10 protein-coding genes are annotated in these 12,273 nt (G+C 32.8%); 2 read left to right on the forward strand and 8 right to left on the reverse strand.

Annotated elements, in window-relative coordinates; translation table 11 throughout:
* Positions 1–134 precede the first annotated feature (134 nt).
* The 5 genes from pdxH to pyrR form a co-directional block, all read right to left on the reverse strand.
* On the reverse strand, positions 135–779 hold the full coding sequence (gene pdxH, locus DFR66_RS13480) for a pyridoxamine 5'-phosphate oxidase (RefSeq protein ID WP_114755346.1): 645 nt from the start codon (positions 777–779) through the stop codon (positions 135–137).
* A gap of 94 nt (positions 780–873) precedes the next feature.
* Positions 874–1,779, reverse strand: a complete 906-nt coding sequence (locus tag DFR66_RS13485; protein WP_114755347.1) for a ribonuclease Z — start codon at positions 1,777–1,779, stop codon at positions 874–876.
* 73 nt (positions 1,780–1,852) lie between these two features.
* Positions 1,853–2,185 carry a ribonuclease Z gene (locus DFR66_RS13490; protein WP_114755348.1) on the reverse strand — a complete coding sequence of 111 codons (333 nt, stop codon included), beginning with the start codon at positions 2,183–2,185 and terminating at the stop codon, positions 1,853–1,855.
* A 72-nt stretch (positions 2,186–2,257) separates the two neighbouring features.
* A complete protein-coding gene (locus DFR66_RS13495) occupies positions 2,258–3,184 on the reverse strand; it encodes an aspartate carbamoyltransferase catalytic subunit (RefSeq protein WP_099715638.1) in 927 nt (308 codons plus the stop codon).
* A gap of 52 nt (positions 3,185–3,236) precedes the next feature.
* The gene (pyrR, locus tag DFR66_RS13500; RefSeq protein WP_114755349.1) at positions 3,237–3,776 is read right to left on the reverse strand and encodes a bifunctional pyr operon transcriptional regulator/uracil phosphoribosyltransferase PyrR; all 540 of its coding nucleotides are present in this window, start codon (positions 3,774–3,776) and stop codon (positions 3,237–3,239) included.
* A 212-nt stretch (positions 3,777–3,988) separates the two neighbouring features.
* On the opposite strand from pyrR, the gene DFR66_RS13940 reads away from it, so the two are divergent.
* Complete coding sequence (locus DFR66_RS13940) at positions 3,989–4,162, forward strand: hypothetical protein (RefSeq protein ID WP_167400512.1); 174 nt, start codon at positions 3,989–3,991, stop codon at positions 4,160–4,162.
* Positions 4,163–4,250: 88 nt separating this feature from the next.
* On the opposite strand, the gene DFR66_RS13505 is transcribed toward DFR66_RS13940, so the two are convergent.
* The 3 genes from DFR66_RS13505 to nagB all read right to left on the reverse strand — a co-directional run bounded on the left by DFR66_RS13505 (position 4,251) and on the right by nagB (position 10,043).
* Positions 4,251–5,870, reverse strand: coding sequence for an ABC-F family ATP-binding cassette domain-containing protein (locus DFR66_RS13505; protein WP_114755350.1), 1,620 nt, complete (start codon positions 5,868–5,870; stop codon positions 4,251–4,253).
* A 183-nt stretch (positions 5,871–6,053) separates the two neighbouring features.
* Positions 6,054–8,081 carry a beta-N-acetylhexosaminidase gene (locus DFR66_RS13510; protein ID WP_114755351.1) on the reverse strand — a complete coding sequence of 676 codons (2,028 nt, stop codon included), beginning with the start codon at positions 8,079–8,081 and terminating at the stop codon, positions 6,054–6,056.
* Between the two features lie 24 nt (positions 8,082–8,105).
* Entirely contained in the window at positions 8,106–10,043 is a 1,938-nt protein-coding gene (gene nagB, locus DFR66_RS13515; protein WP_114755352.1) for a glucosamine-6-phosphate deaminase, read from the reverse strand.
* 341 nt (positions 10,044–10,384) lie between these two features.
* On the opposite strand from nagB, the gene DFR66_RS13520 reads away from it, so the two are divergent.
* Positions 10,385–12,046 carry an MFS transporter gene (locus DFR66_RS13520; RefSeq protein WP_114755353.1) on the forward strand — a complete coding sequence of 554 codons (1,662 nt, stop codon included), beginning with the start codon at positions 10,385–10,387 and terminating at the stop codon, positions 12,044–12,046.
* Positions 12,047–12,273: the final 227 nt, after the last annotated feature.

A 12,273-nucleotide genomic window follows, 5' to 3' on the forward strand; every position in this document is an offset into this window, starting at 1 on the left:
GTAATGCAAACTTCTTTAATAAATAAATAAATATGTCTTATTTCTTTTTCAAACATACTTATTTTATCGCTAAAATACCAAATAAAATCGATGAACTACACAAATAATATATTTGTATGCGTATAAATCCTACATTATGGAGATAGCCTATCTGTTTTCCATGATGAATCTTCTTGACTACTATATTTTATTCTATCATGTAAACGATTAGGTCTTCCTTGCCAAAATTCTACCTCTAAGGGTTGTACCAAAAATCCGCCCCAATGTTTGGGTCTAGGAATTACCAAACTTTCAAAATCCTTTTCTAACTTCTTAAGATTGTTTTCTAAAAATTCCCGAGATGGTACAATTTCACTTTGATTAGAAGCTATTGCTCCTAGTTTACTCCCGTCCGGTCTAGACTCAAAATAATTATCTGAAATGGCCTCAGAAGTTTTATGTGCAATTCCTTTAATAATAACCTGACGTTCCATGGTGTGCCAAAAAAAAGAAAGGCAAACTTTTGGATTTTGGGTAATAGCCCTGCCCTTTTCTGAATTATAATTGGTATAAAAAATAAACCCTTCTTCATTAAATTTTTTCAAAAGAACAACTCTGGCTTTTGGAAATCCATCTAAACCTATTGTAGAAACCGTCATAGCATTAACCTCGCTCTCTCCTCCAAAGTCTTCTACCTCATGAAACCATCTGTTAAAAAGGTTAATTGGGTCATCAGGAATAGTAGATTCTAATAATTCACTCTTTTCGTAAGATTTTCTATAGTTACTTAAATCGTTCATGTTTATTATTTTATGGTTATTCGATATTTAAATGATTCCACTTAGAAAAAATTTAAAATCCAAATTTGAATTTAAATGAAATAATTATTTTTTGCTAAAACTCAAAGCTTTTTCCATCATTTGCCAGGTATACTTCAGGAAAAATAGATTTTGCTTCTTCTTTAAAAAGATCAATATTCTCATATCGAGTAGAATAATGTCCTAAAATTAATTGCTTTGCATTAGATTTCAAAGCAATTGTAGCCGCTTCTTTTGCCGTAGAATGCAATGTTTTTTTAGCTAAATTTTCTTCTGATTGCAGAAAAGTAGATTCGTGGTATAATACATCAATGTTTTTAATGATTGGAATTATACTCTCATCATATGCCGTATCTGAGCAAAATGCATAATTTTTTGCAGGAATAGGATCAAATGTTAATTCATCATTTTTAATAATTCGACCATCTTCTAAAGTTATATCATTTCCGTTTTTTATTTTTTGATAGTAACACGTATCAATTTCATAATTTTGAACGGCATCGAGATTAAGTTTGCGTTCTCCTGTTTTTTCTTGGAATAAAAATCCATTTGTGTAAACACGATGCTTTAAAGGAATGGTTTTTACCAAAACCTTTTCATCTTCAAAAATAACTTCACTTTCTTTGGATTCCAGTTCATGGAAAAACAAACCATAATTAGTCCAAGAATTAGATAATCTCAATTGCAACTTGATGATTTCTTGAATTCCCTTTGGTCCATATATATGCAAATCAGTTGTTCTATTGAGTAAAGTAAAAGTAGATACTAAACCTATTAATCCAAAAAAATGGTCTCCGTGTAAATGAGAAATGAAGATATGATTAATCTTAGAGAATCTAATTTTATTTTTTCGTAATTGCACTTGGGTTCCTTCTGCGCAATCAATCAAAAAAATTCTGTTTTTTATTTCTAAAATCTGTGAAGTTGGATTCGTAAAAGTTCGTGGCGTTGCAGCGTAGCAACCAAGTATTGTTAATTTCAAGTCTTTGTGTATTCGGTTATTACGTATTTATTTAAATTGATCTAACGGTTTAATCACTACCGAATACACAAATTTAAAAGCCTAAATCTCTTTCAATCTCTTCCATTTCAATTATATCATGTGCTTCTAATAAAGAAGGAACGACCGTTAATTTCTCTGGAACAGCATTATAATCAAAATCAGAAGTAACTATAACAAATGATTTTTTTGCTTTTTTGTGTAGTTTAGATAATGGCATAAATAATTTGATATTATCTGCCGATAAATCTTTGTGCAACAAAAGATCTATAATCAAATTATGCTTTTCAAATGTCTTATGTTGATGGGTAACCTTCATTAAAAAAGAAGTAAAATCACCCTGCGTATCTCTAATACTAATTGTATGTCCTTTTTGATCTACTTTCATCTTTTTAATTTATGAGTCTACTCAAGGCAGATTAGTTTAATAATAGCTAATTTACAAAGTTTTTATTTTAAATTACTGGATTTTTGATGCCAAAAGATAAATTACAGCCATTCTAATTGCAACACCATTTTCTACTTGGTTTAAAATCACCGATTGTTGTGAATCGGCTACCTCGCTTGTAATTTCTACACCACGATTTATTGGTCCTGGATGCATTATTATGATTTCTTTATTTAAAGAATCTAAAATAGTTTTATCAACTCCATATTGTTGAGCATACTCTCTGGTAGAAGGAAAATAATTCACATCCATTCGCTCGTTTTGCACGCGCAACATATTCGCTACATCACACCATTCAAGTGCTTTTATCAAATTAGGTTCAACTGTTACACCAAGCGATTCTATATATCTTGGAATCAAAGTTTTTGGTCCGCAAACTTTAACCTCAGCTCCCTGCATTTGAAGTGCATATATATTGGATAATGCTACTCTGGAATGTAAAACATCACCTACAATGACTACTTTTTTTCCAGCAACTTCGCCTAATTTTTCTCTAATCGAATAACTGTCTAATAAGGCTTGTGTAGGATGCTCATGTGCACCATCTCCTGCGTTAACGATACTCGCTTTTACGTTTTTAGAAAGAAAATAAGCAGCGCCGGGATTTGCATGCCGCATGACTACCATATCTACTTTCATCGAAAGAATATTATTAACGGTATCAATTAGAGTTTCCCCTTTTTTGACTGAAGATTGTGCTGCCGAAAAACTAATTACATCAGCAGATAAACGTTTTTGTGCTAGCTCAAATGAGAGTTTTGTTCTAGTACTATTTTCGAAAAAAATATTGGCAATGGTAATATCTCGTAAGGAAGGAACTTTCTTAATTGGTCTATTGATTACTTCTTTAAAATGATCGGCTGTTTCAAAAATTAGGTCAATATCATTCTTGTTGATGTATTTTATTCCTAACAAATGATTTACGCTTAATTCTTTCATTTCTTTTTACGATTATTAGTTTTTAATGTTAGACTTTTAAAAAAATTAAAATCTAACTTATTATTAAATAGACACCATCTTCACCATCATTTTCTTTCCAGCTCACTTTTACTTTTTCGTTATTTATGGCATCTACCTGTCTTCCTCTATAATCCGGTTGAATGGGTAAATTGCGACTAAAACGTCTGTCAATCAAAACTAGAAGTTCAATTTCCGAAGGACGTCCAAAAGATTGTATGGCTGTCAAAGCGGAACGAATGCTTCTTCCAGTGAATAATACATCATCAATGAAAATAACTTTCTTATTTTCAACAATAAAATTTATCTTAGTTTTGTTAGCTTCTAATGGCTTATCAGTTCTACGAAAATCATCTCTAAAAAAGGTAATGTCCAGATAGCCTAATTGAATTTCAGGCGTTTGATAATTTTTTTCTAATATCTCTTTCAAACGTTCTGCTAGGAAAACGCCTCTTGGTTGAATTCCTACTAAAATGGTATCTGAAAAATCTAAGTGCTTTTCGATTAATTGACAGGCCAAACGATGTAATATGATAGTAACTTCTTTTGCAGTAAGTAATACTTTTTGACTCATTCTAAAGTGTGTTGTTTGGTTTTACAAATATACAAATTCCGATTTATGATTTTATAATTAAAAAGAGAGAAAATGCTAATACTTTTATTTCAAAAAAATCAGTGCATTACTTTTACTTAATTTTGCAACAATCAATAAGAATTATATAAGGTAGCCCTTGGGTTAAAGCATAGATTTACATTTTAACGTTTAACATTTTAAAATAAAAGATCATGCAAAAAAGACTCACCAGATTATTGATGCTTTTCGTAGTACTAGTTTCATTTTCAGGCTGTTCCGTAATAGAAGGTATATTCAAAGCTGGAATAGGTGTTGGTATATTTATAGTTGTTGCAGTAGTAGCCGTAATAATTTTTATAATCAGTAAATTTTTTGGAAGAAAATAAATTCCTTTGATATCAAATTTAAATTTAAAAAATTATCAAAAAAATATCCCGCAATTGCGGGATATTTTTTTTCCTATGACACTATTATTTATACGGTGTACATTTTTGCTCTTAATTCCTGAACACCTTCGTTATCCAAGTATTCATCAAAAGTCATATATCTATCAATTGCGCCATTAGGTGTCAATTCGACAACTCTATTTCCAACAGTTTGAGCAAATTCATGATCGTGTGTGGTGAAAATTACAGAGCCTTTATAGTTTTTTAATGAGTTATTAAAAGCTGTAATCGACTCTAAATCCAAGTGATTGGTAGGTTCGTCCAACATTAAAACATTAGCTCTTTCCATCATCATTCGAGACAACATACAACGAACTTTTTCTCCTCCTGATAAAACTCTACAGGTTTTCAACGCTTCTTCACCGGAGAAAATCATTTTCCCAAGAAAACTACGAATGTTTACCTCATCACGCTCCTCTTCAGTTTTTACCCACTGACGCAACCAATCAACTAGAGAATAATCACTTTCGAAAAATGAATGATTATCACCTGGCAAATAGGCTTGGTTAGTTGTAACTCCCCAATCAAAAGTTCCTGAATCTGCGGTTTGATTTGCGTTTAATATTTCATAAAATGCTGTTGTTGCACGGGAATCTTTCGAAAAAAGAACGATTTTATCGCCTTTGGCCATATTCAAATCTACTCCTTTAAACAAAATTTCTCCATCTATGGAAGCGCTTAAATTTTGAACATTCAAAATTTGATCTCCTGCTTCACGCTCTTGATCAAAAATAATAGCCGGATAACGACGACTTGATGGTTTTATCTCAGAAATATTCAACTTGCTAATCATTTTTTTACGCGAAGTAGCTTGTTTAGATTTGGCTACATTCGCACTAAAACGACGAATAAATTCTTCTAATTCCTGTTTCTTTTCCTCAGCTTTTTTGTTTTGTTGCGCGCGTTGTTTCGCTGCCAACTGGCTTGACTCATACCAGAAAGTATAATTTCCAGAATAATGATTTATTTTACTGAAATCAATATCCGAAATATGTGTACAAACAGAATCTAAAAAGTGTCTGTCGTGAGAAACTACAATTACAGTATTTTCATAGTTAGCTAAAAAATTTTCTAACCAAGCGATAGTTTCAAAATCTAGATCATTTGTAGGCTCATCCATAATAAGTAAATCCGGATTTCCAAAAAGTGCCTGTGCCAAAAGGACACGAACTTTTATTTTTCCTTCCAAATCTCCCATTAAAGTATAATGATGTTCCTCTGTAATTCCAAGATTTGATAACATAGATGCTGCATCAGAATCCGCATTCCAACCGTTCATTTCTTCAAATTGCACTTGCAACTCGCCTATTCTATCTGCATTTGAGTCATTGTAATCTAAATACAAAGCATCCATTTCTTTTTTGATCGCATAAAGGGTTTTATTCCCCATCATAACGGTCTCTAGTACGGTGCTTTCGTCAAACATATTGTGATTTTGGTTTAAAACCGACATACGTTTTCCTGGTTCTAGATGAATATGTCCCGAAGTTGGGTCCATTTCACCTGCAATTATTTTAAGAAAAGTAGATTTTCCAGCGCCATTGGCTCCGATAACTCCATAGATATTACCGTGTGTGAAGGTAGTATTTACTTCGTCAAACAAAATTCGTTTGCCAAACTGAACTGATAAATTATTTACTGTTAACATGAATGTTTATTTTATAAAATTTTTGCAAAAATACGAAAAAAATACTGATTTACTGAATTCCAGAAAAATCTGTTTTGAGAGTTTAAATTAGTGGAATAGGAAAATAATTTACATAAAAAATCCTGATAATAATTATCAGGATTTCAAGAATTATTAATTCATAAAAACAATTTTATATTTATTCTAAAGCAATTTTTTCAAACTCCCATAAACCGCTAATTCTACATCAGCAGGACTTCTGGAATTGAATTTTTCTAATAAATCCTCCAATAACACTTGATTAACTTTTTGTTTTTTATCCATTAAAAGCAATAACTGCTCCGATACATCACTCAAACTTTTTGATAAAGGCAATAGAGGTTGCACCAAAGGAGCATTGGCACTTAAAGCAATCAAATCGGAATTCATGGTAATCCACTTCTTGAAAAAATCAGTTACCACAATTTTATTCTCCTTGCTTTTATCAGCTAAATACGCATTGACTGCAATATTAAAATCTAGCGCTTCAGATGCATCGGCATTACTAGCATCCGCAAATAAGGTTAGTGGAGAATGCATGCGGTATTTCTTTCCACCACCGTTGCGTTTGTAATTTTTTAGTGGTTCACAAAGATTTGAAAAATCATTTAGTGCTCGTGTATCTTGATTGTTGCTGATGTTTCTCAAAATCACTTCTTTGTTTCTAATATGAGTAATTCCGAGTTCTTCTAATCTAAAAGAAATAGTTTTCAACCTTTTACGCAAGCTGTTCATATCTGTAACAGATTCATCAGACCATAATCGCTCGGCTATTGCAGCGGTTCGTGGCCAAATCCTAGAATCTATATTTAATGGTGTTACGAGTTCGCTCCACATCGCAGCCTCACCTCCTAAAACCCTTGCTTTTTGCTCAGGAGTTAGCATAATTTTCTTAGGTAAAGGATCATTTAAATAATGACTTTCTAAACCCAGCATCAAATCAATATAATATCCATTAGACAAAACAGTATTGTAACCGTTTTTTGCAGCTTTGATTAATGCACCACCGGCTTCTTGCCCTTCATTCGTTCCTCTCCAAGCATGAATTATGGCATCTTTTGACATGTTTTCAGTCATTATTTCTTCCCAACCCATCAATTTTTTGTTGTGTTTTTTGAGCATTGGAATCAACTTCATGTTAAAAAAAGTTTGCAAATCATGATTGTTGACCAAATTATTATCTTTCTTAAATTGTTGAATAGTAGGATTTGCATTCCACTCTTTACCATTATTTTCGTCACCACCTATATGAAAATAACTGCCCGGAAATAAAGGACAAACCTCATCAAAAATTGAGCTTAATATTTCATACGTTTTTGTATTTGTTGGATCAAGAGTCGCATTGAAAATTCCTGAATTTCTTTGTACTTCGTACATAATTTTCCCTTCGCTTACTTTACTTCCTATTTCTGGATAAGCAGTCAATAATGCCGAAGCATGTCCAGGAACATCTATCTCGGGAATAACTAAAATTCCTCTTTCATCCGCATACTTTACAATGTTTTTGATTTCTTCCTGAGTATAAAAATTTCCATCGGAGGCTAATTCTGTTAATTTAGGATGGTTTTTTAATTGAATTCTCCAACCTTGATCATCGGCTAAATGCCAATGAAAAACATTCATTTTCATCGATGCCATAGCATCGAGATTTCTTTGGATAACATCTACGGGCTGGAAATGTCGAGCCGCATCAATCATCAAGCCTCTCCAAGTAAATCGTGGAGAATCTGCGATTTCACCAACCGGAAAGTAATACGAAGTACTATTGTTTTGTAGCAACTGCAATAAAGTTTCCAAACCATGGAGTGCTCCCAAATCATTAGTGGCATTAATAATTATTTTATTGGAAGTAATTATCAGCTGATAACTTTCGTCCTCATTAATTTCTATTTTTCCATTTCGAACACAATTTATTTGTAATTCGGCATCAGGACTTTCATTGACTTTAGTCAAAAAACTCTGCTCGAGAAACAATCCTGTTCTTCCGTCCAATCGTCTTACAAAATTAGTTGCGCCTATGAAAATTCTAGGATTAGGATTTCCAGTAATATTCACTTTAAATTTTTTGCTTAAAGCAAAATTCCCAGCAGTCAACTTTATAGTATGTGGCCAAGGCATCAGGTTCAATTGATCAGTTGTGATTTGCGCATTCGAAACAAAAGTCACAAACAATAGCATCAAAAAGTATTTCATAGTGTATCGATATTCAATCTATTTTTAATAATCAAAACGTTTAAAAGCTTCGATAGCTTCATATTCAGCTAATCCTAAATCATCATACAATTTTGCAGTATTTTTGTTTCGGTCTTCGGCACGCACCCAAAATTCTCTCGAATCATTACCTTGAAACATCACTCTATCTTTTTGTGATTGATGATACAAAATAGCGTGTCGTTTTAGCATTACTTCCTCGGGGCTTAACGGAACGGCCATATCTATTTCATGAATTTCCCATTCATGCCATGCGCCACGATAAAGCCACAACCAACAGTCATTCATAAATGGCTCTAGTTTTAAAGCGCTCATTGCAGCAAAAATAGCATTGAGACAAACTTCATGTGTTCCGTGAGGATCTGCAAGATCACCTGCGGCAAATACCTGATGCGGTTTTATTTTTTCAATAATCGATTTTACTATAGCAACATCTTCCGTATGTATTGGTTTTTTCTTTATTTGTCCCGTTTCATAAAAAGGCATGTCCAGAAAATGAACATTTGATTCATTCAATCCTATGTATCGAATTGCAGCATACGATTCTCTGCGTCGGATAAGCCCTTTTAACTTTCTAACTTCAAGAGAATCCATCTGGTTTTCTGACTTATTATTTAAGAAATCAATAACAGATTGAAAATCAATTTTTGCTGTGTCATTTTGCACAAAATCATTACAGACTTCGGCAAATTTCAATGCTTCTTCATCCGTAACTGCTATGTTTCCTGAGGTTTGATAAACAACATGAATTTCATGTCCTTGTCTGATTAGCTTAGAAAAAGTCCCTCCCATAGAAATTACATCATCATCCGGATGCGGACTAAAAAGGATAATTCGCTTTTTAGCTGGAGTAGCTCTTTCGGGTCTGTTGGCATCATCGGTATTGGGCTTTCCTCCTGGCCAACCGGTTATGGTGTGTTGTAATACATTGAACATATTTATATTCAAATCGTATGCAGAACCCTCTAAAGCTAAAAGATCAGACATTCCGTTATTATTGTAATCTCTATCAGTCAGTTTCAAAATAGATTGGTCTGTTTTTTGGCACAACCAAACAATAGCTTTACGTTTTAACTCTTGAGTCCAAATACATTCTCCCACTAACCATGGAGTTTTGAATCGGGTTAGTTCAGAAGCCGCCGATTGGTCTAAAACAAAAGTTGTATTAGTGTGATTTTGCAAAAATGTAGCCGGAACTTCAGAACTGATATCTCCTTGAATAGTTCTCTTTATAATGTCGGCTTTATTTTGTCCCCAAGCCATTAGCACAATCCTTTTAGATCTTAAAATAGTCGAAACACCCATTGTAATAGCTCTTTTAGGGACATTATCAATACCATTAAAATCTGAGGAAGCATCAACTCTTGTAATATGATCTAAAGTGATGATTCGAGATCCTGAATTGATATGAGAACCTGGCTCATTAAATCCTACGTGACCTGTACGACCAATTCCTAATAATTGAAAATCGAGTCCGCCAGCATTTTTAATATTCATTTCATAATCAATACAATATTGATTCAGCTCATCAATGGAAATTGTTCCGTCTGGAATATGAATATTTTCAGGCTTTATATCAATATGATTAAAAAGATGCTGATGCATAAAAAAATGATAGCTCTGATTGTTTTCTTTAGTCATTGGATAATATTCATCCAGATTAAAAGTGATTACATTACTAAAACTAAGTCCTTCCTCTTTATGCATTCTAACCAGTTCCTCATACACTTTTATAGGTGAAGAACCTGTTGCTAAACCCAGAACACAAGATTTATTTTTCTGTTGTTTGGCTCTAATTAATTCAGCAATTTCTTGAGCTACAATTACAGAGGCTTCTGTTGAATTTTTGAAAATTTCGTTATGAATTTTTTCAAATCTAGTTTCTTCAAATTTACCAGCACTTTTGTAACTGATATTAATTTTGCTTTCAGAAGTACTTTTCATATTACGTTTTATTTATAACGATATATAAAGATAGTTTTTTTGAAACAGTGAGGAAAATAAATAATAACAGAAATAAATTTGCCAAGATTATCTAAAAAATGTCACAAGCGGAAAATTTTAGAACATTGATAGTACAATTAATTATTAAATCAAATTTACTGTTGCTTTGAAATTAGCAAAAAAGTTTGAAAAAAAAGCAACTAATTTCAATTTAAAATGATTATTTAATAATTATATCAATATTTATTATAAATTATTTTTTTTTAATTTACTTAACAAATATATTTACGGTCTTACAGCCATAGAAATATTTTACAATAATCACTAACCAATTTATACTTATGAATTCAGAACAAACAAAGTCTAACAATTCAGCGCTTTATACGCTCATTACCGTATTTTTCTTTTGGGGTTTTATTGGAGCATCAAACGGGATTTTCATTCCATTTTGCAAAGCTAAATTTGGCTTAGACCAATTTCAAAGTCAACTTATTGATTTTGCTTTTTATGGTGCTTATTATATTGGTGCATTATTGCTTTTTATTTTTAGTAGTATTGCCAAAAAAGATATTCTAAACGGTTGGGGATTCAAAAAAGGAATTATTTACGGACTATTGATCAGTACTTTTGGAGCCGTATTAATGATACTAGCGGTAACACAAGGAAGTTATTTATTTATTCTTGGCGCGTTATTTATTGTAGCACTTGGTTTTTCATTACAACAAACATCGGCACAGCCTTTCGCAGCATCTCTTGGTGAACCGCATTCAGCATCTAGCAGACTGAATCTAGCAGGAGGAATTAACTCATTAGGTACCACAATAGGACCAATAGTTGTTTCTATTGCTTTATTTGGAGTTATTGCTGGAGTAAATATCGAAGAATTTGCTCAAAAGCCAGATTCATTAGATTCAATGAGAATTCTGTATGTATTTGTGGGAGGACTATTTTTATTAGCAGCAGCATTATTTCATTTTTCTAAAAAATTACCTTCTGGAAAAAGTGACTCTACTTTTGAAACTGCAAATAAAGCCATGCAAACCTTGATTGCAATCACTGTGATTTTGGTAGCTATTTTTGCCTATATCTTTTCTCGTTATGAAGATGCTGAATTTATCACTCGTTTTATTGAGAATAAAGAAAAAGATTATTTAGGATTAGGACTTACTGTTTCCACACTTTTAGTAGTCGTAATTGGTTTGTTCTTCGCTAATACAACAGCTCAAAAAAATCCTGAAGGATGGGGAGCCATGAAATACCCTCAATTAGTTTTGGGAATGTTAGCTCTTTTTGCTTATGTAGGGGTCGAAGTAACAATAGGAAGTAACCTTGGTGAATTATTGGTAACAGCTGATTTTGGTTCTATTTCAGGACCTGCTTTAGCGCCATACATGTCTATGTATTGGGGAAGTCTAATGATCGGACGTTGGGCAGGAGCCATTACGGTTTTTAACCCATCGTCACAACTAAAGAAAATTTTACTTATCGTTGTTCCTTATGTGGCTTTTGGAGTTGTATTAGCTGCTAACGCTATCTCCGGACAGGATGTAACGCCTTTGTACGCTTATGCATTTGTAATTTTGTTCCAAATCGCCGGTTTCTTCTTAGGAAAAGACCAACCTTCAAGAACACTTATGATTTTTGGATTAATGGGAATGACAGCCATGCTTATTGGTTTATTCACTACGGGAACAATCGCAATTTTTGCTTTTATGAGCGGTGGATTATTCCTTAGTATCATGTGGCCTTCTATTTTCTCATTAGCAATTGCAGGTTTAGGAAAATACACGTCACAAGGTTCTGCCTTCTTGGTAATGATGATCCTTGGTGGTGGAATTATACCTCCATTACAAGGAAAACTAGCGGATATCATCGGTATCCATGCTTCTTACTTTATTCCTGTTTTATGTTTTGCATTCATTGCATTTTACGGTTGGAAAGTAATTGGAATTCTAGAAAAACAAGGAATCGGAAAAGAAATAGAAGTTGGTGGAGCACACTAAATTCAACACAAACTAACCAAAACCAAACCAACAAAAAATCCCATTCGCCGAGGCGAGGGCACTGAAAAAGTCTTTTTAAGAATTAATTATATAATAAAAAAGGAGTAGAAAACTATAGTTTTTTGCTCCTTTTTTCGTATTTTTAACTGTAACCATAAGGCTTTTTAGATGTTAGTTCAGCAACAAAAAATTCAGTTCAGTCCGTATTCTTCGTTATATGATTTAAT

The organism is Flavobacterium glaciei, from assembly GCF_003350545.1.
GTDB classification, from domain to species: domain Bacteria; phylum Bacteroidota; class Bacteroidia; order Flavobacteriales; family Flavobacteriaceae; genus Flavobacterium; species Flavobacterium glaciei.

Coding starts and splice junctions, on each gene's coding strand:
- pyrR (WP_114755349.1), bottom strand. CDS start 3,776: ATGAGTCAAAAAGTATTACTTACTGCAAAAGAAGTTACTATCATATTA.
- DFR66_RS13510 (WP_114755351.1), bottom strand. CDS start 8,081: ATGAAATACTTTTTGATGCTATTGTTTGTGACTTTTGTTTCGAATGCG.
- DFR66_RS13940 (WP_167400512.1), top strand. CDS start 3,989: ATGCAAAAAAGACTCACCAGATTATTGATGCTTTTCGTAGTACTAGTT.
- DFR66_RS13495 (WP_099715638.1), bottom strand. CDS start 3,184: ATGAAAGAATTAAGCGTAAATCATTTGTTAGGAATAAAATACATCAAC.
- nagB (WP_114755352.1), bottom strand. CDS start 10,043: ATGAAAAGTACTTCTGAAAGCAAAATTAATATCAGTTACAAAAGTGCT.
- DFR66_RS13490 (WP_114755348.1), bottom strand. CDS start 2,185: ATGAAAGTAGATCAAAAAGGACATACAATTAGTATTAGAGATACGCAG.
- DFR66_RS13520 (WP_114755353.1), top strand. CDS start 10,385: ATGAATTCAGAACAAACAAAGTCTAACAATTCAGCGCTTTATACGCTC.
- pdxH (WP_114755346.1), bottom strand. CDS start 779: ATGAACGATTTAAGTAACTATAGAAAATCTTACGAAAAGAGTGAATTA.
- DFR66_RS13505 (WP_114755350.1), bottom strand. CDS start 5,870: ATGTTAACAGTAAATAATTTATCAGTTCAGTTTGGCAAACGAATTTTG.